This window comes from Maledivibacter halophilus, assembly GCF_900167445.1.
In the GTDB taxonomy this organism is placed as follows: domain Bacteria; phylum Bacillota; class Clostridia; order Peptostreptococcales; family Caminicellaceae; genus Maledivibacter; species Maledivibacter halophilus.
In genome coordinates this window covers 84,647-109,730 of record NZ_FUZT01000009.1, presented here as the reverse complement: position 1 = coordinate 109,730, position 25,084 = coordinate 84,647, and the positions used below count along the sequence as shown (strand labels likewise).

Sequence of the window (25,084 nt, the reverse complement as noted above, 5' to 3'; positions counted from 1 at the left end):
TAATTATATTAAATTTAATAGGATTTTCAACCTTTAATATAAATCTCACCCTGTAGATTATCCATGATTCCTTGTATATTATCCCTCTCTATTTCTACAAAACCACCTGTCTCTAAGGCATTAGTAATACTATTCTTATCAAGCAAAATATCTAAGCCATCTAAATGACTAGATAACCATCCAACTATGGATTGCTTTGGTGCCGTATGCTCTTCATTAACATCATGGGAGACAATGTAAAGATATCCTGAAACATTTAAAGCATCATATAGCTTCTTCACCATATGAGATAAACTATCCTTAGCAAAATCCAATACCCCAGAAGCTATTATAAAATCATAATCCTTTCCTATGTCATCAATAGTAAAGTCTCCTGATAAAACTTTTATACGATCCTCAAATTCCATTTCTTTAACTAATTCCTTAGGTAGTCTAGAAACCGAGGGATGCTCAAAAATCACACCTGTAGAATCAGGATAATTTTTGATAAACTCTATTGCCAGAGTACCAGAACCTCCCCCTAAGTCCAATATCTTTAAAGCTTTGTCTTTAATAAATAAGGATTTTGAAATCTCTAATAACGACTGGACTCTTCCTGTATACATTTCTTTAATTGATAGCTTTGCTAACTTATAAAAGTCATAAACCTCAACGCCTTTATTATTTTTTACAACATAGTCAATTGGGCCTTTCTTAACACGTTCTACTACATTTAAAAGTTGTGTCATTTTTTCTCTAAATACAATATATCCACCTAAATATACTTCTCTTTCTTTATTTAAATAGCGATCCACTATAGGCGTATTTCTGTAAATATCACCTTTCTTTTCTATCAAGCCAATTGCCACTAAGCTATTTAAAAAGAACTTTAGATTTCTTTCATTATAACCTGTTTCTAAAGCTACAGCCTTGTAATCTTTAAATTCTCCTAAGTAAGTAAATATATCTAGCTCTATTGCAGCAAATAACAGTTGGGCTTCCTTATAATTTTGAACCATTTTATAAAAATAATTTGGGCTGCAGTCTTTTTTATTTAACATGATAATCCCCTCCTAACTAATTTTAAAATCAAACCAATCTTTTGAAAGCTCAAAGGTTGTGGATAGATTTTTCTTATTTAAAACATTATTAACATTTCCATAAATATATTTAAAATTCTTCATTAATAATAGAGATTTTTGTCCATATCTCACAGCATTCATAGGATGATGTGTATTAACAATACAACTAATTCCTTTAGATTTAACCAGCCCAATCAATACATCAAAAATTCTCACTTGATTTGCTAAGTCTAAATTCAGTTCTGGTTCATCAAGAATCAGCATTTCAGGCTCTGAAACTAATGCTCTTGCTATCAAGATCATTTGTATTTCCCCACCGCTTAATCTATTTATTCGTTTCTTTTTCAAATGTTCAAGTCCAAAAGCTTTTAATATCTTATGTACATGATAATAGTCCTCTTCCTTAGGTCTTGAAAAAAAGTTTATATAAGGGTTCCGTCCCATGAGTACTAATGATTCCACCGTATAGGAAAATGGTAGAGTTTTCATTTGAGGTACATATCCTATCCTTTTCCACAGCTGACTTCTAGAATAGTCTTTTATAGTACAGTCATCTATAAGGGTATCCCCTTTAGTCCATTCTAAAAAGCCAAGCATACACTTGACTAAAGTAGTTTTCCCTACTCCATTTGGCCCAAGTATTGTCATTAATTCCCCTTTTTCTATTACAAAGTTTATATTTTTTAAAACAGGTATGTCATTGTAATAAAAATGTCCATTTTCTACCTTAAAAATCATGTCCAATTCCCTCCTGTCTTTTTTAAAAGCAATCCAAAAACCGGTGCTCCAATTAAAGCAGTTAATACAGATAATGGTATCTCAGAGCTATACATCAATCTGCAAAGGTCATCTATTAACAACAAATAAATTCCTCCAATAATAATGGAAATAGGAATTAGCTTTTCATTATCAGTCCCCACAATCATTCTTCCAATATGGGGTGTGATAAGCCCTACCCATCCAATCATTCCACACATGGATACAGCTGTAGCCGAGATAATAGTAGCAGATATAATAACCAATATTCTATAAAGCTTAACATTAAGTCCAAGTGCCTCAGCTTCTTCATCTGACAATGATAGCATATTAAGCTTCCATCTCATCATAAACAACAATCCAATAGAAAACACAATAGGTAAAAAAGCCGCTTTTACATCTCTCATCTCTATTCCAGATAAACTTCCCATAAGCCAATAAATAATGGATGGCAGTTCCGTATCTACATCGGCACTATACTGCACCAATGATAGTAATGATGTAAAAACTGCACTTACAATTATGCCTGCCAAAACCAGCATAATAACGGAAGATGATTTATTGCTTTTACCAATTGTATAGGTAAGTAATACAGCGACAATCCCCCACAGGAATGCCATAAGCTGTATAAAAACAATGTTATTATTAATTAAAATACCAAGTGCAACACCAAAGCTAGCTCCAGCTGATACACCTAATATCCTGGGACTAACTAAGGGATTCTTAAAAATTGCCTGCATGCCTACTCCTGTTACAGCAAGTCCACTACCAACGAGTATTGCCATGAGAATCCGAGGAAGCCTTACAGAAAAAATAACAAATGTTTCGATATCATCCATAGAAAGTCTATTGGACAAAGTATTCTTTAATATCCCTAATAAATCTCGTTTTGAAATCTCAAACTTACCAACTGCTAAAGAAGTAAATATGAGAAGTATTAATATGATACTAAGAATTATGTAATATCTTTTAAGATTCTTGTCCTTCATATTATAATTACTCTCTTTCTTTATTTGGTTTAACAATAGAATCAATCATTTCGTCTGTTAAAGTCATATTATAATGACTATCATAATACTCCTTAATGGTATTCATTAATTTATCTTCATTAAAATATGACGGGTAATTTTTTGTGACCATCCAATGTATCATTAAAGGCGAATCAGCATTAGGTGCTCCCCATGAAAATATTCCCTCTGGAACATCATATACTCTATTTTCTTTAACAGCATTGACCTTTGACCAATCCTGTCCATCAATACTCTTTATGTAATTTGAAGCAGGCTCTCCCATAAATACATAGATTATATCTGGATTGAACTGATAAATTTGTTCTATACTAACTTCTTTCTTTCCAACAATGCTATCTGCTACATTAACTAATCCACTCATTTCCATACAATAATCTCCATATGTATTATTACCGCTAACAATTATCTTGTTGCTATTATTGTTAAATATCATTAATCCTTTTAATTTATCTTCACCTATTTTTTCTAAAGAAGTGCTTAATTCCTGATTTACCTTTTCCCATTCTTCTTTTATTGTTTTTCCGTCTTTAACTTCATAAATATCCCTAATCAATCTTTCCCATTCAGTAGTAATTGCAACTGGATCTCTATCCTTGGGCTTCATAAAATCCACCATAGGAATCTTTAAGCTCTCTAAACCTTTTTTTTCCTGCTGTCCATAATAAAAAATTATATCGGGCTTAAGATTTAAAACAGATTCTGTGCTTATATTAAATTCCTTTATAAAGCTAGTATCAATGTCATTAAAATTTTTGAAGATATTTTTTATTATCTGAGGATTAGCATTTTTGAATGTAAATGGATGCACAGCAACTATTTTGCTTGTATCCTTAAGTACACTATATTGAATTGATGCAATTGGTGGTGAAATAATAACGACACGATTCAATTTTTCAGCTGACGGCAATTTAACAACATTACCACCTAAATCCACTATTTCTCTTTGTCCTTCATCCAATGCTACTTTTTCTTCAACTTCCGGAGCATCATGTTTTGAAACAATCTCCTTTTGACCACAGCCATAAGCTCCAACTGTAATTACCATAACTAAAAAAATTATCAAAATCTTTTTCACTTTTATAAACCTCCCTTTGTATGCCAGGCATACATTATATTATAAAAAAATGAGAAACATTCTCATCGAAGATTTTAACATAAATACTTTATAGTGTAAAGCGTTATTTATAGATAAACAATAATAACATTCAAAATAAATTTCAAATAAAATAATGAATTCTTCTACATTTTTCATTTGAAATTTATTAAACCTTAAAGTTGTTTATCTTTAAAACTGTTTTTAGTTAAAATAGAAGCTTCTTTAAGAATTGTTCATAAATAAAGATATGCTGTTTTTATCCAACAGGCAAGATATATGCTCCTTTAGAAATTATTAAATTGATACATTCCATTACAAGGGAAAGAAAAATTACATCTCTTATAGTACTTCATGATCTTAACCTTGCAGCTAGATATGCAGATAATATTATTGTATTGGATGGCAAAGGAGGCATTTATGCATGGGGCAAACCTATTTCCGTCATAACTTCAAAAATGATACACTCTGTATACGGCGTATATACAAAGGTAATAATTGATGAAGAAGGTGTTCCAGTAGTAATCCCTATAAATTCTATTAATGAGATAGCCTTTAGTAGAAATGCTTGAAGTTCAATTTTAAGAAAGCCATTTTATCAAATGATAAAATGGCTTTTATTATATATTATTTATGTGTCACTTATGATGCTCTTTTTGTTAGCTTTATTATGGTATCAAATGTACCAGATATAACAACAGCTATTATAGACCAGACAAATACACCAGCAGTATTTAAATTTGACTTTTCCATTCCTATAGATTTTTGCCATTTTAATTAGCTATTTTTGTCCGTCTATATGACACAATAAATAACAAATAAACTTTTTCTTGAAATCTCCTACCAAACTCCTTAGTAATTGATAATACTTTTTACTTTATCCAATTTTTTTTATATTAGCATTTGTTGGAATTGCTTCTAACAAGCTACTAATTTTGTCATTTAGCTTAACAGAAAAGAACACCGTTAGTAATGTTGTCAAGAAATCTGCTATTGCTTGAGAAAAAAGAACTCCATCTAATCCTATTATTCGTGGCAAGATAAGCACAGTTGGTATCAAGAACATGCCCTGTCTTCCTAGACTCAACACTCCACCTTCTCTAGCTTTTCCTAATGCTAAAAATAATGTCATATATATCATTTGGAATCCAAAGAATGGAAACATCATACTATAAGCCCTTAAAGCTCTAGCCCCTATTTTAAGAACTAATGGGTCATCACTAAATATTGATACTATTGGACTTGCAAATATAATTTGAATCACTGCTAAGCTCAAGCAAAAACCAGTTGTCCATCTAAGAGAAATATTTATTAATTCCTTCAACCGACTATATTTTTTTGCACCATAGTTATATCCTGCAATAGGCTGAAACCCCTTTGAAAATCCGAATATAACATAGCTTCCTATAGCAAATATTCTATTGACAATCCCCATAGCAGCTACTGCCGCATCACCATAAGGAACAGCAGCCGAATTTATTAGTCCCATGGAAGCACTGGATAATATCTGAAAAACAAGACTTGGCATTCCTATTTTTAGTATTTCTAACATTATTTCTTTAGATAAAGTGAAATACTTCGCTGATATTTTGATGCTACTTTTATCACTAGAAAAAAAAGTTAATAATAAAATCATACTTACCACTTGTGATATCACTGTGGCTATAGCAGCTCCCTTTATTCCCAACCCAAAGCTATATATAAATATTGGATCTAGAATTATATTGAGAATTGCTCCTACCATCAATGCTTTCATACTAATTTTAGCAGCCCCTTCAGCTCTCACTATATTGTTCATGGTTATGTTTATAACGCTAAATATTGAACCACCAATAAAAATATAAGAATAATCCTTTGCAAAGGGCAATATAGTATCTGTGGCTCCAAAAGACCGTAATAATGGCTGTAAGAAAATTAAGGAGGGCACTATCACGATTATTCCTAAAAATATACTCGAAAAAACTGCTGTTGAAGCAGTTCTATTTGCTAGCTCCATATCTTCTTTTCCTAAAAGTCTAGAAATATAAGAAGAGGCACCGCTTCCCAATGTCAAGCCAAGTCCCACAATGACCATTGATATAGGAAAGGCTATGGCTGCTGCTCCCATTGCACTGGTTCCTAACCCTCCAACAAATATAGCATCTACAAAATTATATATAGCAGTTATAAGTAATCCTATAATCGCAGGTATAGCGAATTTCAATAATGCTTTTGAAATTCTTTCTTCACTCATAATTCTAATTTTTTCATCCATATTATATCTCTCCTTTTTTACTAATTCTTCTTTCTACACTGAATGTCATAAAATACTAGAAATTTTATTTTTTCATTTACATTTCTTTTTTAGTTTCATAATATTAGCTTCTACTTCCTACTCATGAATATGATTTTCATTTTCATTGTCGATGTTTTATTTAACCCTACTTATCGTAGAGCTATTCTATTCTATAAATTAATTTTTAAATAAATGGTGAACCACTTCCTTTCCAAAACGTATACTGGGTATACGTTGTTAACTAATAAATAGCGGACTATTATATGTGTCTTTCCGCCATTTGATTAGCTTTTTCTAAAAAAGTATCTAAAATCTCTAACTCACGTTCATTTAAGCTTTCTAAATATGAAAACATATCTTTATCATATTCATTATGATATTTTTCATGGGCATAATGAGCTTTTAGACCTTTCTCTGTTAATTTAACCAATGTTCTAGTATTATTGGTTTTATCTATTGCCTTTTCAACTAATCCTTTCTTTTCAAGTTTTTTTATTGTCTTTGATATGGCCCCTTTTGTAACCCCAAATTTTCTTGCAATTTCCGATATATGAATATCATCATTATGACCTATTACACTTATAATATGTATTTCACTTCTATATATCTCCACATCAGTTTCAAAGTGTTTTGACTGGTTCCCGCTTTTAGCTATTTTTTCAGTAAGAGTTGCATATTTTTCAATTATATTCTTCTTTATATTTTCTTTCATACACAAATCGTATACCAGGTATACATGTTTGTCAAGTACTTTTTACTATGCAAACTATAAACATTCACTTTTATCTTATAATATTTGTAACAATTTTCTCTTTAACAGATAGAGGCTTCCCTCTTAATATAAATACATAATCTGAAAGTATCATCGCTTCATCCATATAAAAATAACAGTCCATTCCCATGCCTGTGGGGCCCTTTAAATCATTTGATATTATGGATATATATATTGACTATCAGGAGGGTCTATATGCTCTATATTAGTCACTTTAATTAATGCCATGGGATTTTCCTCGTTCGTATATTTATTATAATAAGTAGTTGAATCAAATACGCCAGTAATTTTAATCCATTGATTATCTTCAAGTCCTTTAGCATCATCCCACTCACATAATAATCCTACCACTTGGGCATCAGCAGCACAGCAAATCATCAATAATCTAGAAATTACGAATCTGTTTTTAGAAGAATCTGGTTCTCTATACACAAAACCCGATAGTTCTATCTCTTGTCCAATCATTTCATCTAAATTTTCATATGATTCCATTAAAGTATATTTGAATTTTTTTGAATTAGTATCATAGTTTTTGTTGTTGAAATAATTCTCATTAATAAATTCTTCTTTCACTTCATTATCTTCTAAATCACTATTATCTTCTTCATTATAATAATCTGACTGTTGAAGCTTAGTTAATTCATCACCTACTGCTACTCCATTATTCAAATCATTATTTGTTATATTTACTCCTTTATTAGATAATATCTGTGTACTTAAACTATCTGGATTTAATGCAAATCCTAAAAACAATGGAATTATGAAAATAATAAAACCAGCTTTTATTTTTTTAGTTCTATTTTGAGAAAATATTTTTCTAATCTGAAATATAGAAAGCAACGTGAAAATAATCAAAGAAAAAAGTACATATTTAAACATCTTCGGATGTAAATATATATTTATTCTCCCAGTATCAAATAGCTGGTAAATATAATAGGTAAAGGAAACAAGTATTATAAACCATATAAACTCATTTATATTAAATTTTCTCATTTTTTCACCTCTAAATCTCAATAATATTTACTAGCATAGCCATAATAAAACATACTAAAGATATAATTGTCATTAATCTTATTACAAATTTCATTTTAAATGAGCTGCTCAGCATGAGAGTATTTTTTATATCTATCATTGGACCTAATATTAAGAAACCAACTATAGAACCAATGGTAAATTGACCGACAAAGGTTCTGGCTATAAACGCATCAGCTTCTGAGCATAATGAAAGCACGAATGCTAAAATCATCATAACTATAGTAGAAGATATTTTTCCTTGCCCTATTGATAAAATATAACCTCTAGATATAAAGGTTTGCATTAATGCAGATAAAAAGGCTCCAATTACTAGAAACTTACCAACAGAGTATCATTCTAAGCTTGTATGCTCTATTATACTACCCGTTTTTGAAAAAATACTATTCCTACTATCCTTTGCATGATGATCATGTCCACAACTACAGCTATGATGGTGATGGAGTTTATGTCCACAGTCAGAATCTATATGCTCAGGTAGGTCATTATTCTTTAATGGGTTATCTTTATACTGTATAATTCCTACAATATGTCCTATTAAAATAGCACTTACAAACCCCAAAAGACCTCTTAAAAATACCATATAAACTTCCCCAGAAAAAGCATAATAGGTAGAAGCCAACACTACAGGATTTACTATGGGAACTGCCAGCATGAAGGTTACAGCTATGTAAAGAGGAACTCCTTTTTTAAGTAATCTCCTCATTATAGGTACTATAGCACATTCACATACCGGAAAAATAAGACCCATTAAAGAAGCAATAACAAGTCCTACAAATCTGCTTTTAAGAATGATTTTTGCTATAGTTTTTTCTGATACAAATATTTGAATTATTGATGATATAAAAGCACCTATCATTACAAAGGGTATAGCTTCTAATATTATACTTAAAAAAACTATAGCAAAACCTTCTAAATAGTCATTTTTAACAATTAGAGAAATGGCGTCTTCAAAGTTAATAATTATATTGAATATAATTATTGTTGTAATCAAGATACTTAATAAAAATATGATTGCATTTTCAACTTTATTCATAATAGGTTTTGAAATCATTCCTTCAATACTCCTTTACAGTTAACTCCTTCTGCTAAAGTAAAGCCAAGGATATGTGTATTATTCAATTCTCTTATCTATCATTTTAGAAATAAAGCTGGCAATAAAATATCCTATTACAGATAATAGTATAATAGTTGCCCCTGAAGGAATATTATATTGATAGGATATAAATAATCCCATAATACTAAAAACAGCCCCTACTAAAGTAGATAGAAGCATCATCTTTTTGAGATTATATGTGAATAATTTAGATATTGCCGGAGGTATCGTCAACAGGGCTATTACTAATATTATTCCCACAACTTTTATAAGAATGACTATGCTTAAAGATATAAGTACAAATAAAATATACTCTAGGGCTAAAGTATTTACCCCTAATGTTTCCATAAATTCTTCATCAAACAAATATCCTCTCCAATAATTAAAAATGCTTGCAATAGAAAAAATGATTATAAAACTCAATACTGCCATTATCTTTACATATAGTGACGAAACTGTAAGTATATCACCAAATAAATATGAAGTCATATCGGGAGGATATCCTGGAGTTAGTGCAATAAATAATATCCCAAGTGCCATTCCAAAGGACCAGAATATACCTATCAATGTATCTGAATATGTATTAGTTTTTCTTTTTATAGTGGATATCCCTAAAGAAGCCAAAACAGAAAATAAAAGCCCTCCTATTATAGGCTCAATACCTAATAAATATCCTAACCCAATTCCTCCAAAGGAAGCATGGGCTATTCCTCCACTCATACTAACTAATTTTTTTTGAGTAATAATTGTTCCAATTATTCCACATACAATACTAGCTAAAATAGCAGCCATAAATGCATTTTGCATAAATGCATATTTAAATAATCCTTTGATCATCTTCATCCTCCTTATGGCCTGTAATTTTTTTATCTATTACTTTTTCTTTATTGATGGTACCAATACTATATCCATATGTTTTTTCAAAAATTTCACTCTTTAACTTTTGAGGATTTTCGTAATAATGTAAAGTTTTATTTACATATGCAGCAGTATCTATATATGGAAATATATCCTTCATCTCATGGGTAACAATAAGTATGGTTTTATTTTCACTAAGTTTTTTTAACATTTCATGGATTTCCTTTTTTGCTTTAGTGTCTAAGTTTGCAGTGGGTTCATCTAGTATAAGAATTTTAGGGTCTGTAATCAAAGCCCTAGCTATAAGGACTTTTTGCAATTGTCCCCCCGACAATTGTCCAATTTGTCTGTTTTTTAATTCTAATAAACCTAATTTATTTATAAGTTCTTCTGCATCTTTTTTATCTTTAAAAGAGTATTTTTGAAACCACTTAATTTTTCTTGATAATTTCCCCATAAGAACCACATCTAAAACATTAATGGGAAAGCTTCTATTAAAAACTGTAAACTGAGGGACATATCCAATGGAACTGTCCCCCTTTATAGAAACTTTCCCCTCTGTAGGCTTTATTATTTTTAATATTGTTTTAAGTAATGTGGTTTTCCCTCCACCATTTGGCCCCATTATCCCCAAAATCTCATTACTTTTAACCTTTAAATTAATATTTTGAAGGGCACACACAGGGCCATAATAAACGCTTAAGTTTTCTATATTAATATCGTACATCCAAACCTCTCCTATTTTAGTGTGTCTTTAAACTTATTGGCTATATGAAGTAAATTTTCTATATAATTTGGGGCTAAAGGAGCTACCTTAATGGCCTCCCCTTCAATTTCATCAGAAATAATCTCGGCCTGACCACTGTCAAATTCCTCCTGATAAAAGACAAATTTGATATCTTCCCTTTTGGCAAATTCTATAACCTCCTGCACCTTTAAAGCCGTTGCCTTTTTCCCATGGTCTTCTATTGCCAGCATTTTCAATCCATAATCATCGGCAAAATATCCAAAGGCAGGGTGATATATAATAAAAGACTGTCCTTTATGCTCCTTTAACGCTTCTTTGATTTCATTATCTATTTCATCAAGCTCAGATATATATTTCAATGCATTTTCTTCATAAATTTCTCTATTATCAGGGTCTAATAATATTAATTCTTCCTTTATGGTTTCCACCATGATCTTAACACGTTTGGGAGAAAGCCAAATATGGGGATCTTTGTTTCCTTTTCCCTCTTGTCCCTGAAAAAATCTATGGGGATAAACTTCACTTACCTTATCATCTAAAGAAACTATTTTTATATCTCTATTTAAATCCTTGATTCTTGGTAATATATTAGCTTCTTCCGTGGGAACTCCAATGGAAAAATAAATTTCTGACTCACTAAATTTACTCATTTGTTTAGGAGTAGGCTGATAATTGGAAGGACTATTCCCCGGAGGAACCATAGTTATAACTTCTACTAAATCTCCGGCAACTGCCTTTACAAAGGTTTCCTGGGGTACTATAGAAACCGCTACTGCTATCTTTTCACTGCCATCTGCATCAGTTTTCGTTCCGTCTTGATTTTCAGCTCCACAACCACTAATAAAGAGCATGATTATTATCAATATGTATAAAATATTTTTTCTTAAATTCATACTTCTCCTCCTTATTGCAAATCATTTGCATTTGCATTTTCAATTTAAATTTTATCATATATATTTCTAATGTCAATAGGATTGTTGCCATAAATTTCAAAAAATAAAAGCCTTTTATAGCTTTTTAATTTCTCTAAAAGTTGTATCTATGTATTATTTATTGTATGATAATATATAGGATATGCAATTAAGAAAATTGATAAAAGGAAAAGAGAATGACTTGGGGAATTTTGGTTGGAGTGACTTTTATGAAATTAGAAAATATAATGGATAAGCTAAAATCTAATGGATACAAGATTACTGAACAAAGAAAGGCAATTTTAGAAGTATTGTCTCTAAATCATAATAATTTAATTTCAGTTGAATATCTATTTGATGAATCTAAAAAAATTTATTCCAAAACTAATATGTCCACAGTCTATAGAAATCTGGAAGTATTAGAAAATTTAAACCTTCTATATAAATTTATAACCGATGAAGGTACAGCTCTATATAAATTGAGATGCTGCGATAAACATCACCACCACATAATATGCAAAAACTGCGGAAGAACTGAAATAATAGAATTTTGCCCTATCAACACCTTAATAGAATTATCTAAGGATAAAAAATTTGATTTAACGGATCATAAGCTTGAATTATATGGATATTGTATTGACTGTCAAAATTCTAAAGATAAATAGATTAATCGTATTTTCTTCCGTGTCTATGCCTTTTTCTAAAACAATTATTGCATCTTTCCATATCTAAATCTGTATTACAAACTTTATAATTACCACCCTCTATTTTTAGTGTTCTACCTTCTATAATGCCTTTTGCAATTTTTTTTCTGGCATCATTATATATTCTTTGCACAGTTGAACGGGCAACTCCCATTAATTCAGCACATTCCACCTGATTCATTCCCTCTAAATCTATTAATCTTATTGTTTCTAATTCTTCTACTGTTAAAATAACAGAATCTAAATTGTCAATGCTATCTCTATCCACTGGACCATATGCCTTTATCTCTGGAACTTTGCAAACTCTTCTCCATTTTTTAGGTCTAGGCATTTTTCTTCCTCCTCTAGTATAAATTAAAATATTTACTTTCAGCCTTATAATTATAATACCCTCTATTATGGCTTCTTTAAACTTTAAAACCATAACATGTCTATTTTTTTGATAAATGAGGAAATTGCATAATACATGTGAAGAATTTTAAAATACAAAATGCAGTAGAGGGAGTCAAGTAAGTTATCTACATATTGTACTTTAAAATTAATAATGTTAATTATGCAAGTTTCTTAAATATAAACTCTTTTAGGATTTTTCTATATATAAATTTAGTAATCGTATTTAAGTTTTATATTAACAAAATAAAGGAAGGAAGTAAACTCCCCTCTTTATTTTTCATCATCTTCTGAATAATTTTTTAATGTATCATTTATATCCTTTAATTCTAGCTCTAAAATTTCCTTTTGTTTTTCAAGTATGGCCTTTTGGTTTTGAGGATTTTGATTAATATCGTAAAAAAATCTTCCAAAGCCTCTTCCAAAGCCCCTTCTACATCCTAATCCTCTTCCTCTTCTACCTAATCCAAAGCCAAAAGCTTTACCATCATTACATAGTCCTAAGCCTCTACCTGTCATAGGTCCATTCCCAAGTGGTCCTGTTCCATCATTTCTTGGCATTGCAATTCCTCCTCTTTTTTGTTTTGGGTATATACCCTTTATAATTATATTATAGCATGTTTTGGGTATATGTCAATAACTTTTTTTATTTCTTCTTTTTCACAAAACAAAAAGCCCACAAACCAGTGTTATATACTAGTCTGAAGGCTCTTTATTTGAATTCTACCTATATAATATCAATAACATCATATCCTGCATCTTCAATTGCTTCTTTAACTTGGTCTATTATAATCTTTTCTGACACTTTAATCTTAGCTTCATCTTTCTCTGCACTGATTTCGATGATTTCCACATTGCCTAAAGATTCTAAAGATTTTCTAACTCTGTTCTCACAGTGCTGACAACTCATACCTTCTATTTTAATGATTTTTTCCATTTTATTTCCTCCTATAAAGTTGATTTAAAATTCTTTAATCTAAGGGCATTACTAACAACTGATACTGAACTAAAGGACATTGCTGCAGCTCCAATCATAGGATTAAGAAGGGGACCTCCGAATATATGGAGTACTCCCGCTGCTATTGGGATTCCAAGGGTATTGTATCCAAAGGCCCAGAATAGATTTTGTTTGATGTTTCTAATAGTTGCATGACTGAGTTCAATAGCCTTCACCACGTCAACTATGCTGTCCTTCATCAATACTATATCTGCTGATTCCATAGCCACATCTGTTCCAGAGCCTATGGCTATACCAATATCTGCCTGGGCCAAAGCTGGTGCATCATTAATTCCATCTCCAACCATAGCTACCCTATATCCCTTTTCTTGAAGAGCCTTTACTTCTCTGGATTTATCCTCTGGTAAAACCTCAGATATAACCCAATCTATATCTACTTGCTTAGCTATAGCCTCTGCTGTTTTTTGATGGTCACCAGTAATCATAGCTACCTTGATACCCATATTTTTTAAATGCTCTATAGCGGACTTACTGTCTGACTTAACTGTATCGGCCACTGCCACTATACCTACATACTTTCCATCAACTGAAATAAACATAGGTGTTTTTCCTTGGGCTGCTAATTCGTAACCCTTTTCAAAATCACATCCCTGAATGTTAAAATCACTCATCATCTTCTCATTTCCCAATAAAAGGTCATGTTGTTCCACTTGTGCTTTAATACCTTGTCCTGAAATAATACCAAAATTCTTCACTTTAGATAGTCCAATATTTTCTGATTGGGCTCTTTGAACTATAGCCTCACCCAAGGGATGCTCAGAACCCTTTTCCGCTGAAGCAATCCATTTCAATATATCTAATTTGTCATGTCCCTTAGTAATAAAATCTGTAACCCTCGGCTTACCTTCCGTAATTGTTCCTGTTTTATCAAAAACTATGGCATCTATTTTATGGGCTCTTTCCAGGGCTACACCACTCTTTATCAATATTCCTTCATCTGCTCCTTTACCAGTTCCAACCATAATAGCAGTTGGAGTAGCTAGCCCTAGTGCACAAGGACAAGCTATAACCAACACAGAAATAAATACTTTAAGTGTAAGCTCTAAATCCTTTGTTGCTAAATACCATGCCAGTCCTGACAAAACTGCAATAGTAATTACAGTAGGTACAAAATACCCCGCTATAATATCTGCCAGTTTGGCAATAGGAGCTTTAGAACCTTGGGCCTGTTCAACCAGCTCTATAATTTTAGCCAGTGCTGTTTCTTGTCCCACCTTTGTAGTTTTAACTTTTAAAAGACCATTTTTATTAATACTTGCTCCAACTACATGACTTCCAATTTTCTTTTCAACAGGTATACTTTCTCCACTAATCATAGATTCATCAACGGCACTATATCCTTCTATTACCCTTCCATCAACGGGTATTTTTTCACCTGGCTTAACTAAAACAATATCCCCTACTTCCACCTCATCTATAGGTATAATGATTTCTTCTTCACCATGTAAAACCACAGCTTCCTTCGGTCTAAGTCCCATGAGCTTTTTTATAGCTTCCGATGCCTTTCCCTTAGACCGATGCTCTAAAGACTTACCCAGCATAATAAGGGCAATAATTGTTCCTGCAGATTCTATGTATAAATCCCTTACATAATGTACTTCCCCAATTGCAATCCTATAGGTTGCAACTATTCCATACAATATTGCAGCCGATGTACCCACTGCAATAAGGGAATCCATATTAGGATGACCAGTAAAAAGGGTTTTAAAGCCTCTAGTATAAAAATGTCTTCCAACAATAGTAATTGGAGCCAGTAAAATAAATTGTGCAATTGCAAAGTTGAGGGGAGCTGTCATAGGATCTATAAATTTGGGAATAGGAAGACCTATCATATGGCCCATTGAAACATAAAGAAGGGGAATAACAAATCCTATTGCTATTCTAAATCTAAGCCACATCCTATTTTCCTCTAAGCGTCCTGAATCTTCTACTTCATTGTCTATATTGCGTTCAATTTCCTTAGGCTCATATCCTGCCTTTACTATTGCTCTTTTAATTTCAGATAATCTAATTTTTTTAACATCATATTTTACATAGGCTTTATTGGCAAGTCCATTTACAGTAACCTCCAATATACCTTCCAATTTTCCAATAGCTTTTTCAACTGCTTTAGCACAGGCTGCACACTCCATACCCAGAATAGGTATGGTAACTTTCTTTTCTTCAATATCCTCAGAAGGTACAAAACCAGCTTTCTCTATTTTTTCAAAAATCTTATCCCTATTTACTTTTTCATCATCATATTCAATCTGCATTTTCTTCATGTTCAGATTTACACTGACCGATGAAACTCCATCTATTTTTTTAGTTACACGCTCTACTGCTGCTGAACAAGCCACGCAAGTCATACCATCAATTCGATATGTTGTTTTTACATGCATACTTTACCCTTCTCTCTTTATGCTTTATGGTTCTAATTTTCCATCAAATTTTTTTAAACGCTTAGCTACTGCTTCCATAAAAGCACCATTCCCCCATAATACAAACCGTACTCTCTTTTCTGCTGCATCATATACATAATTAAAACGATATTTATCCTGTCCCTCCATAGACATTATTACATCGGTGATTTCATAAGCTATTGGCTTTGCTTCCTCTTGCTGATCTACATAATAATCAATAATACTACATACTTGAAGTTTGTCATTAGTTGTCCTATTTTGTCCATCCATGAAAATGCAAAAGTCATCCTGGCTAACGGTTTCTTTATCACTTGGATACTTGGAGCTTTCATAATACTTATCAAGTGCACCTTGATAAATTCTCCACTGACCACCCACCTTCAAAGCTTGTATTTTACCATTATAGATGTATCTTCTTACTGTTTTTGTATGTACTTCCAATTTGCTAGCAACTTCTCCAATTGTATAATATTTTTCTTCCATGGAATCTCCTTTTTTTCTTTTATTATACCATATTGATAATGATTTTCAAGTATTTTTGTTTATTTTTGTCCATTATTATTCCGTTTTGGGTATATCGAAAAGCAAAGTGTCTTACTACGCATTTGTAGTTACAGAAGGTAACTATGTAATTTGCTCAATTAAAAAAGCCTATATAATATTTTGACAAAACACTATACAGACTATATAAAAGTATGATTCTGAAAATCAACAAAAATTTTTCTAGATTTCTACTTGATATTTTACATTACTATTAATCTTCCAACCTCTAGCCTTCATCCTTCTCTTCCAAAAATCATTGTATTGCCCCTCCTCTTGTATAAGATCTTCATGGGTTCCACTTTGAATTAATTTACCATCATCAACAACTAGTATTTGATCGGCACTACGTATAGTAGACAATCTATGGGCTATTACAACAAGGGTTTTATCTTTGACAAGCTCATTTATAGCCATTTGGATTTGATTTTCATTATCAGGATCAACGCTTGCAGTTGCTTCATCTAAAAGAATAATAGGTGCATCCTTTAAAATGGCTCTAGCTATTGAAATCCTTTGTTTTTCTCCTCCTGATAATGTTGAGCCCCCTTCTCCAACTATGGTATCGAATCCATCTTCAAGCTCCATAATAAAATCATAGCATTTTGCTTTTCGAGCTGCTTCTTCTATTTCTTCATCGGTAGCATCCGGCTTCCCAAATTTTATATTATTTAAAATTGTATCGTTAAATAAATATACATTTTGAAATACCATGCTGATATTTTTAAGAAGGCTATCACAGGTCATTTCTTTTACATTAATTCCTCCTACTAATACCTCTCCTTTTTGTACATCCCAAAATCTCCCAATAAGGTTGGCTATTGTAGTTTTACCACAACCTGAAGCTCCTACTAGAGCAGTCATGCTGCGCTCAGGAACCTTGAAGCTAATATCCTTCAATACATTCTTCTCCTCATAAGCAAAGCTTACATCCTTAAACTCAATGTCAAATTTATTAAGGCTAATATCTCTTCCATCTTCATCAATTATCTCTATATCCTTTAATGCTTCATATCTATTAAGACCAGCCTCCATAATTCTAAGTTTAGCAGTTAAAACCCCCAGAGCTTTTAATGGCAAATACAACTCAAAAATGAATATGAACATCATTAGCATTATAGACATGTCAAGACTTCCATTTAATGTTAAGCTTGCTGCTAAAAATATCGTGCCAGCAATACCAACTGAAAAAAATGATTCAAATAGAAACATGGAAGGCATAAATCTCTTTTCCATCGTTAAAGAAATATCTCTAAATTTTTCAAAGGCTTCCTTAGTCGCCCTTGATTTGTCTCCACTCATATTAAATGCTTTTATTACGGATATTCCCTGTACATATTCAAGAACAGCAGAAACCATTTTAGATTGCTCACTTTGCCTTATGTAGGATTGCTTTTTTCCAATAACCTGTAATTTTCTCAATACCATCATCGCTAAAATAGTTACTATTATTGATACTAAAGCTAAACGGTAATCCAATATCAACAGAAAAATACAACCGATAATTATGTTAACATATGCAGTAACCACTTTATCTATTGAGTCCATACTCCACATTTCTACAAAAGTTAAATCCGATGTTATTACTGCCGAAATTTTACCCATATTACCATCACTGAAAAAGCCCATGGGAAATCTTTTAAATCTATCTCCGATCTTTATTCTTTCTCTTTCGAAAATTTTATAACCAGTTCCACTTTGCAAAATGTAAACAAGATACTTAAAAACATACTGTCCAATTAAGCCTACTACAATTATAAGTCCGCTTATAAAAGCGGTATTTGTATTAATAGTTCCATTTACTATTTTAAATAAAATATAAAGGATAGCAAAAATAGGCATGTTTCTAAATACACCTAAAAAGAACCCACATACCATTGCTTTTTTTATATTAACTGCAAACTCATCTGCAAGCTTTAACATTCTCCTAATGATTCTAATCATGATATCTTATTCTCCTTTACTTTAATATCCCAGTCCATAGCTTTTGTATGGGCTTCCCACATGGAGCTATAAATTTTTGATTTTTTAAGGAGCTTATCGTGAGTTCCTTGAGCTGATATTTTGCCCTTATCCATTACAATTATATTGTTTGCATCTGTTATAGTAGACAATCTATGGGCTATTACAATAATAGTCTTACCACCTGTTAAACTGTTTAATGCTTCTTGTATTTTATCTTCATTTTCAGGATCAGTAAAGGCAGTTGCTTCATCAAGAATTATAATGGGTGCGTCCTTTAGCAGTGCCCTTGCAATTGATATTCTTTGCTTTTGTCCTCCTGAAAGCTTATTACCTGTATCCCCTACACTGGTATGGTATTTATCTCCAAACTCTATAATAAAATCATGGCACTGAGCTAATTTTGCCACCTGTATTACCTCTTCATCTGTTGCATTAGGCTTACCCATACGTATATTTTCCATAATTGAAGTATTAAAAAGATATATATCCTGGGAAACATAACTTATATAATCCATTAATTTTTCAAAGGGAATATCTTTTATATTGACATCACCAATTCTAATTCCGCCTTTTTCTACATCCCAGAATCTAACTAATATTTTTGCTAAGGTTGACTTACCTGAACCAGATTCTCCAACAAGGGCTGTTACTGTATTTTCCTTAGCCTTAAAGCTAACACCCTTTAAAACATCCTGTTTATCATAGGCAAAGGTAACATTGTTAAAGGAAATATCATAATTTTCAGGTATTTTGTACATATCTTTTTCAACTATCTCTTTACTATCAAACAAATCCTCAATAATTTTACTTTTTTCAGTTAACATATGAGTAAATTCAACAAATTCTGCTAATCGAGTTAAAGGAGCACCTAATCCAATAGATAATAGCATACATAAAACATATGTGCCTAAAGAAAGAGTCCCCTTAGTATAAAATAATGCTCCAAAGGGTGCTACAAATAACATGGTGCAAGGTACAATAGTAAAAAAACCAGTCATATATATCCATGATTGTTTATACCAATCAAGGGTAAATTTTTTGTAATTCTTAACTGAATTCGTATACTTTTCAAAGGAAGTCGTAGTCTGATTAAATATTTTAATTACTTCCATACCACCTATATATTCAATAATATTTGAGTTCATTTCATTGGATGCTTTAAAATACTGCTTAATCTTTTCACCAGCTCCACGCAACATAAGTTTATACATAACCATTCCAAGGGGAATAGTACCTAATGATAATAATGCCATTCTCCAATCAAGAATAAATAGATATACTAAAACTACTAAGGGAACAACTAAATTAGATATACCTTCTGGTATCATATGGGCTAAAATTAATTCCATTTCTTCTATTAAGTCTACAAAAATGTTTTTAAAATTTCCTGAACTCTTTTTGTTTATTTCACCCATTGGCATTTTTATCATTTTATCAGCTAACTTTTTTCTCATTCCCATAAGAGTATCATAGGCAGCATCATGGGAAGCAGCCATTGCCATAAAAAATAACAAGGATTTAAGAAGCAAACTAATTAGAATAAACCCTGATATCATCAGTATATAATTAATTGTCACATGGGTATCTCCTACAAATGCCATGATAATTTTATATACTAAATAATAGGGTATTATTCCCACAAAAACACTTATTGTTGAAAGTACAACTGATATATAGGTCTTATTTTTATAATCCTTTGCATAAGAAAAGATTTTCATTATTTCTCCCATTTTTTCACCTTCCTTGAATTAGCATAACAAAACTTTACTATGCTTTTAAAATTCTTCTTTCAACTTACCATTTATATAACTTTTACTTTTATTATTTAAAGCTGAAAACTCTCCTATAACGAAAATAGAAGAAAGTATAATTACCAACAAATCTCCAAGAGGTAGCGCTAACCATACACCTAATTCACCTATAAACCTTGGTAAAATTAAAGCTATTGGAATAAAAAATAATATTTGTCTTCCCATAACTACTATTGCAGCCTTACCTGCTTTACCAAGAGCTTGGAAGAGTGTAATAGATGTTATCATAAACCCATACAGCACAAATACACATAAATATATCTTGAAATTATTTACTCCAAATTGAACCAATATAGGATCTGTTATAAACCAACTTAATATAAATTTAGGAAACAGCATGAAAGAAATCCATAATCCACCTGATATTCCTATTGCTATCTTTGTAAAGGATAAAAATGCTCTTTTAACACGATCAAATTGCTTTGCACCATAATTGGCTCCTAATATAGGCTGTAATCCTTGCCCGATTCCCCACATAGGTATAAAAGCGAACATCAGTATTCTCTGAGCACAGCTTAGAATAATAATACTATTGTTGCCTCCATAGGAAGACATTAATCTCAGTAAAATAGCCAATTGAACAGCAGACATTACTTGCATAAGCATACCTGAAAAACCAACTGACAATATTCGCGGCATAATATCAAGGGATAGTTTAAAGCTTCTTTTTGTTAGCTTAATAACACTTTTACCTGATTTGAAATATATTATATCCCCTAACAAATATATTAATTGGCTAATGACAGTAGCTATTGCCGCACCTTCTATACCCATGTCAAATACACTAATAAAAATTGGGTCTAGAATTATATTTATTATCATACCTGCAAATACAATCTTCATAGCAGATTTCATATTACCTTCACCACGAATTAACATATTAAGGGCAGGTCCCACCCCACCAAATATGAAGCCTAATGCAATGATTTTTATATATCTTTCACCTAAGACCAATATTTCTCCCTTTGATCCAAGAAATTTAAGAATATTAGTTGCGCCACTTAATACTATGGCTGTAAGAATTACCGATAAAACACTTACGCCTATAAGCACATTGCCAAATAGCTTATCAATTGTTTTTTGATCCTTTTCACCCATAGCCCTTGATAAAAGTGACATTGCTCCAGTGGCAAACAATGTAAGAATTGCTTGATTTACTAAAACAATATTATATCCCATTGTTATAGCTCCAACTCCAGCAGCTCCTACAAGCTGCCCAACAAATATAGCATCAACCATATTATATAACCCTACTGCCAGCATACCTATCATGCCAGGTACAGCAAGCTTCATAAAGAGTTTTCCCATGCTCATTTCCAATAAATCTTTTCTACTATCATTCATAGTTTTAACCCTCCATTTCTAAATATTTCTTACTTCTATATACCATAGGGATGAATTTCAATAATGGTTATCATTATCAATAAGTTTAACATAAAAAACAACTAGCTTCTTTCGCAAAAAGGGTAAAAGGGTTCCAAAAAGAGTTTTAAATAAAGATTTTAAAATTTTATTTTAAAAATAAAAAAAGCCTTCATATAATTGAGGAAATTGCATAATACATGTGAAGAATTTTAAAATACAAAATGTAGTGGAGAGAGCCAAGAGAGCTATCCGCATATTGTATTTTAAAATTAATAATGTTAATTATGCAAGTTTCTTAATTAAATATGAAAGCCTAACCTGATTTCCTCATTTCTCTTGGTGTAATTTTATAGTGCCCCTTAAATGCTTTACTAAAACTATGATGGTTGTTATATCCACAAATCAATGCTATTTCCGTAATAAGCTTATCGCTATTTTTTAGTAGTTCTTTTCCCTTTTCCATTCTAGATTTTTTAACATATGCATATACACTAGTAGAAAACACCTGCTTAAAGCATTTCTTTAATATGTCTACAGAAATATCAAATTTGCTACTAAGTTTGTTTATGGTAATTTTTTGATCCAAATTATTAATTATATACCTTTCAATATCTATAATCTTGTCAATTGTAGACCTACTATAATAGACTTCTTTCCGTCTCTTATTTCCTTTAAAATTTTTAAGTTCATATAATAGTAATTCAATAGCTCTAAGTCTAGTATTCTCATTTTCTTTATTCTTAAGACCTTCCTTTATCTCATTAACAAGACGTATAGCTGTAGTATCTCTTTTAATAACTATAAATTCCTTTTCTTCATTAACCAACTTACAAAAATCGAAAAAACTTTTTTTCTTCACTTTAAATATTTCTTCAAAAACATTTGCAATTTCATTAATGTATCCATATAGTGTAATACTCTCATATTGTTTATCAAAATGCTCTACTGTATAAAGATTTTCAACACCAGTATAATATGAAGTCTTTCCTTTATTGGAAACGCACACCTTCCCTTTTCTATTATAAGCTAGCACTTTACCCTTTAAGCAATAATCAATTTTCATACGGGTTTGTGAAAACAATTCGTATTTCTTATCACAATTAATTATCTTATTTTTCATAACAAAATTATTAAATGATAAATAAAATCCCGGTATTATTTTAAAGATAGTAAATGTTCCTTCTCCGTATTCAGGCAAAAGCTTATACGTAAAATAATCTTCGGTGTAATTTGATAATACAGCCATCTTGTTTAAATAGAATGAATCACTCATTATATTCCGCATTCTTGTTATACCTTCCTTTAGAATATCTATTTTGCTTCAAAACTAAAAGCCTTGGAATTTATATAGTATTTCTTAGAAATATTACAAGAATATTCTCCTATTAGCTTTATTGGTGCACATCACAAAACTCCTTCATTTTTATATACTCTAAGTTATAATTTCAAACAATGAAATGATAACCATTAATTATTGATATCGGTTATCATTTCATTGTTATTATATAAAAGGGATTATAATATGTCAAATTAAATTGCCCACCTTTTGGCCCTTTCCATTTCATTATACATATTATAATACCTCCTCCTATTCTTTATTAATTGCATGTGATTTCCCTTTTCCTCGGCCTTTCCTTCATTTAAAACAATAATCTGATCTGCATCCTTAATAGTATTTAATCTATGGGCTATTACTATTACAGTTTTATCTGTTGTAAGTTCCTTAATTGATTTTCTAATTTCCAATTCATTGTCTGCATCAAGGGAAGCAGTAGCTTCATCCAATAATACTATAGGAGCATCCTTAAGTATAGCCCTTGCTATGGATATTCTTTGCTTTTCTCCCCCCGATAAAGTGGAACCCCCTTCACTTACAATTGTATCGTACCCCTTTTCAAGCTTTTCTATAAATTCATGACAGTTGGCAATCTCAGCAGCTCTTATTACTTCTTTCCTGCTGGCATTTGGATTCCCAAGCTTTATATTATTGTATATTGTATCATTTAAAAGATATACATCCTGAAAAACCATGCTTACATGTTTTAATAGTGAATCGGGATTTATATTCCTTATATCCCTTCCCCCAATTTTTATTTTCCCCTTATCTATGTCCCAGAATCTGGCTATAAGACTTGTAACGGTAGTTTTACCAGACCCCGAAGGACCAATAAGGGCAGTCATGGTTCCCTCCTTAGCCTTAAAGCTTAAGCTGTTAATAACATTTTCACCCTCTTCATATTCAAAACTTACATCCTCAAATTCAATATCATAATTATCAAAATTTACATCTTCATATTTATAGCTCATTTCCTTCTCGTTGTAAGTACTAATAAGCTTTTCAGATGCTAGTTTTAAATAACGAAGCTTTCCATATTGGGCTGCAAATCCCCTAAGTACATTTGTAAGGGCTATATTTATTATAATAAAGGTCAAAAGCTCTTTTTTTCCTATTGTACCAGTGCCAAATTTTGTTACGGCAGTAAGTAATAATATGGGAAAGCTCAAATCTACAATAATTTGAAATAATAATACATAGGGCACAATAGAAATTTCAGTTCTTATGCTCTCCTTTTTTAAATCTTTAAAGGATTTTTCTAATCTCTCAAACTTTTCTCCAGCCAGATTATGAGCCTTAAACACCTGCATTCCCCTTAAATATTCAACCAACCTTGAAATAACCCGATTCATAACTTCCTTTTTATGTTTACCTATTTTAGTAACCTTATTTCCCCCATAATAGATTATAGGAAATGCAATTATTACTACTAAAACCTGAATAGTCCCCAGCTGCACATCAATTGCAAAGGTTATTGCAAGAAGGTATAGGCTCAGAAAAACCGTTTTTATTAAATCGCTGGTACTATGAGTCAGCGTTTGTTCAAAGTCTTGAAGATCATTTGTCATTATATTAGATAAATTTCCTATACTATTTTTATTAAAGTATCCTAAATTTATATTTCTAATATGGTCACCTAATGAAATACGCATTTTTTGAATAGCCCTAGCTCCTTTAATTTGTATCCCCATATACCCCTTTGAATTTACTAACGCTCTGATAATAAGGGCCACTATCATAATTATTGTATAGGTTTTTATCTTTGAGATGCTCAAATCATTATCAAGCAAATCTAATAAAACAAAATACAGCATAGCATAGGAAAACATATGAAATATAGTATCTAGAGCTAATAAAATCAAGGGCTTTCGAAGGGTTTTTCTTTCATCTCCTAATAATTCTCTTATATTTGAAAACATA

At 31.3% G+C, this 25,084-nt stretch carries 23 protein-coding genes and 1 pseudogene; 2 read left to right on the top strand and 22 right to left on the bottom strand.

Features of this window, described 5'->3' with window-relative positions; translation table 11 throughout:
- Window positions 1-26: 26 nt before the first annotated feature.
- From B5X81_RS17245 to B5X81_RS17230, 4 genes are read right to left on the bottom strand one after another with little or no spacing between them, the layout of a single operon-like run.
- Complete coding sequence (locus B5X81_RS17245; RefSeq protein WP_079493406.1) at window positions 27-1,040, bottom strand: methyltransferase; 1,014 nt, start codon at window positions 1,038-1,040, stop codon at window positions 27-29.
- 12 nt (window positions 1,041-1,052) lie between these two features.
- Complete coding sequence (locus B5X81_RS17240; RefSeq protein WP_079493405.1) at window positions 1,053-1,799, bottom strand: ABC transporter ATP-binding protein; 747 nt, start codon at window positions 1,797-1,799, stop codon at window positions 1,053-1,055.
- Window positions 1,796-2,806, bottom strand: coding sequence for a FecCD family ABC transporter permease (locus B5X81_RS17235; protein WP_079493403.1), 1,011 nt, complete (start codon window positions 2,804-2,806; stop codon window positions 1,796-1,798). The genes B5X81_RS17240 and B5X81_RS17235 overlap by 4 nt, the downstream gene beginning before the upstream one ends.
- Window positions 2,807-2,813: 7 nt before the next feature.
- On the bottom strand, window positions 2,814-3,923 hold the full coding sequence (locus B5X81_RS17230) for an ABC transporter substrate-binding protein (protein WP_079493402.1): 1,110 nt from the start codon (window positions 3,921-3,923) through the stop codon (window positions 2,814-2,816).
- Window positions 3,924-4,243: 320 nt separating this feature from the next.
- Between B5X81_RS17230 and B5X81_RS17225 the strand changes: the two genes are divergently transcribed.
- The gene (locus tag B5X81_RS17225) at window positions 4,244-4,513 is read left to right on the top strand and encodes an ATP-binding cassette domain-containing protein (RefSeq protein WP_079493400.1); all 270 of its coding nucleotides are present in this window, start codon (window positions 4,244-4,246) and stop codon (window positions 4,511-4,513) included.
- Between the two features lie 305 nt (window positions 4,514-4,818).
- On the opposite strand, the gene B5X81_RS17215 is transcribed toward B5X81_RS17225, so the two are convergent.
- The 8 genes and pseudogenes from B5X81_RS17215 to B5X81_RS17185 all read right to left on the bottom strand — a co-directional run bounded on the left by B5X81_RS17215 (window position 4,819) and on the right by B5X81_RS17185 (window position 11,615).
- Window positions 4,819-6,195 (bottom strand): MATE family efflux transporter, encoded by a 1,377-nt coding sequence (locus B5X81_RS17215; RefSeq protein ID WP_079493397.1) that lies wholly within the window; start codon window positions 6,193-6,195, stop codon window positions 4,819-4,821.
- A 280-nt stretch (window positions 6,196-6,475) separates the two neighbouring features.
- Window positions 6,476-6,928, bottom strand: coding sequence for a MarR family winged helix-turn-helix transcriptional regulator (locus B5X81_RS17210; RefSeq protein ID WP_079493396.1), 453 nt, complete (start codon window positions 6,926-6,928; stop codon window positions 6,476-6,478).
- 219 nt (window positions 6,929-7,147) lie between these two features.
- Window positions 7,148-7,981 (bottom strand): TIGR03943 family putative permease subunit, encoded by an 834-nt coding sequence (locus B5X81_RS17205; protein WP_079493394.1) that lies wholly within the window; start codon window positions 7,979-7,981, stop codon window positions 7,148-7,150.
- A gap of 10 nt (window positions 7,982-7,991) precedes the next feature.
- Window positions 7,992-8,339, bottom strand: a pseudogene (locus tag B5X81_RS28175) (permease); the annotation flags it as partial.
- A 15-nt stretch (window positions 8,340-8,354) separates the two neighbouring features.
- Complete coding sequence (locus B5X81_RS17200; RefSeq protein ID WP_244282143.1) at window positions 8,355-9,074, bottom strand: permease; 720 nt, start codon at window positions 9,072-9,074, stop codon at window positions 8,355-8,357.
- A 60-nt stretch (window positions 9,075-9,134) separates the two neighbouring features.
- Entirely contained in the window at window positions 9,135-9,953 is an 819-nt protein-coding gene (locus B5X81_RS17195) for a metal ABC transporter permease (protein ID WP_079493393.1), read from the bottom strand.
- On the bottom strand, window positions 9,934-10,701 hold the full coding sequence (locus tag B5X81_RS17190; RefSeq protein WP_079493391.1) for a metal ABC transporter ATP-binding protein: 768 nt from the start codon (window positions 10,699-10,701) through the stop codon (window positions 9,934-9,936). The genes B5X81_RS17195 and B5X81_RS17190 overlap by 20 nt, the downstream gene beginning before the upstream one ends.
- Before the next feature lie 11 nt (window positions 10,702-10,712).
- Entirely contained in the window at window positions 10,713-11,615 is a 903-nt protein-coding gene (locus B5X81_RS17185; protein WP_079493390.1) for a metal ABC transporter solute-binding protein, Zn/Mn family, read from the bottom strand.
- A gap of 248 nt (window positions 11,616-11,863) precedes the next feature.
- Between B5X81_RS17185 and B5X81_RS17180 the strand changes: the two genes are divergently transcribed.
- Window positions 11,864-12,298 (top strand): Fur family transcriptional regulator, encoded by a 435-nt coding sequence (locus B5X81_RS17180; protein WP_170917480.1) that lies wholly within the window; start codon window positions 11,864-11,866, stop codon window positions 12,296-12,298.
- Between the two features lies 1 nt (window position 12,299).
- Here the strand turns inward: B5X81_RS17180 and B5X81_RS17175 are convergent, their stop codons facing one another.
- From B5X81_RS17175 to B5X81_RS17130, 10 genes are all read right to left on the bottom strand, one after another.
- Window positions 12,300-12,668: a DUF134 domain-containing protein gene (locus B5X81_RS17175; protein WP_079493387.1), complete on the bottom strand. Its 369-nt coding sequence runs from the start codon at window positions 12,666-12,668 to the stop codon at window positions 12,300-12,302.
- Between the two features lie 332 nt (window positions 12,669-13,000).
- Complete coding sequence (locus B5X81_RS17170) at window positions 13,001-13,288, bottom strand: DUF5320 domain-containing protein (protein ID WP_079493385.1); 288 nt, start codon at window positions 13,286-13,288, stop codon at window positions 13,001-13,003.
- 166 nt (window positions 13,289-13,454) lie between these two features.
- Complete coding sequence (locus B5X81_RS17165; protein ID WP_079493384.1) at window positions 13,455-13,664, bottom strand: heavy-metal-associated domain-containing protein; 210 nt, start codon at window positions 13,662-13,664, stop codon at window positions 13,455-13,457.
- 11 nt (window positions 13,665-13,675) lie between these two features.
- Window positions 13,676-16,126, bottom strand: a complete 2,451-nt coding sequence (locus B5X81_RS17160; protein WP_079493382.1) for a heavy metal translocating P-type ATPase — start codon at window positions 16,124-16,126, stop codon at window positions 13,676-13,678.
- 24 nt (window positions 16,127-16,150) lie between these two features.
- Window positions 16,151-16,630 (bottom strand): helix-turn-helix domain-containing protein, encoded by a 480-nt coding sequence (locus B5X81_RS17155; RefSeq protein ID WP_079493381.1) that lies wholly within the window; start codon window positions 16,628-16,630, stop codon window positions 16,151-16,153.
- A gap of 240 nt (window positions 16,631-16,870) precedes the next feature.
- Window positions 16,871-18,631, bottom strand: a complete 1,761-nt coding sequence (locus B5X81_RS17150; RefSeq protein WP_079493379.1) for an ABC transporter ATP-binding protein — start codon at window positions 18,629-18,631, stop codon at window positions 16,871-16,873.
- Window positions 18,628-20,382, bottom strand: coding sequence for an ABC transporter ATP-binding protein (locus B5X81_RS17145; RefSeq protein WP_139380381.1), 1,755 nt, complete (start codon window positions 20,380-20,382; stop codon window positions 18,628-18,630). Before B5X81_RS17145 ends, B5X81_RS17150 begins: the two co-directional genes overlap by 4 nt.
- Window positions 20,383-20,427: 45 nt before the next feature.
- Window positions 20,428-21,807, bottom strand: a complete 1,380-nt coding sequence (locus B5X81_RS17140) for an MATE family efflux transporter (protein WP_079493378.1) — start codon at window positions 21,805-21,807, stop codon at window positions 20,428-20,430.
- A 334-nt stretch (window positions 21,808-22,141) separates the two neighbouring features.
- Window positions 22,142-23,101, bottom strand: a complete 960-nt coding sequence (locus tag B5X81_RS17135) for a helix-turn-helix domain-containing protein (RefSeq protein WP_208985080.1) — start codon at window positions 23,099-23,101, stop codon at window positions 22,142-22,144.
- A 257-nt stretch (window positions 23,102-23,358) separates the two neighbouring features.
- Window positions 23,359-25,083, bottom strand: coding sequence for an ABC transporter ATP-binding protein (locus B5X81_RS17130; RefSeq protein WP_079493375.1), 1,725 nt, complete (start codon window positions 25,081-25,083; stop codon window positions 23,359-23,361).
- Window position 25,084: the final 1 nt, after the last annotated feature.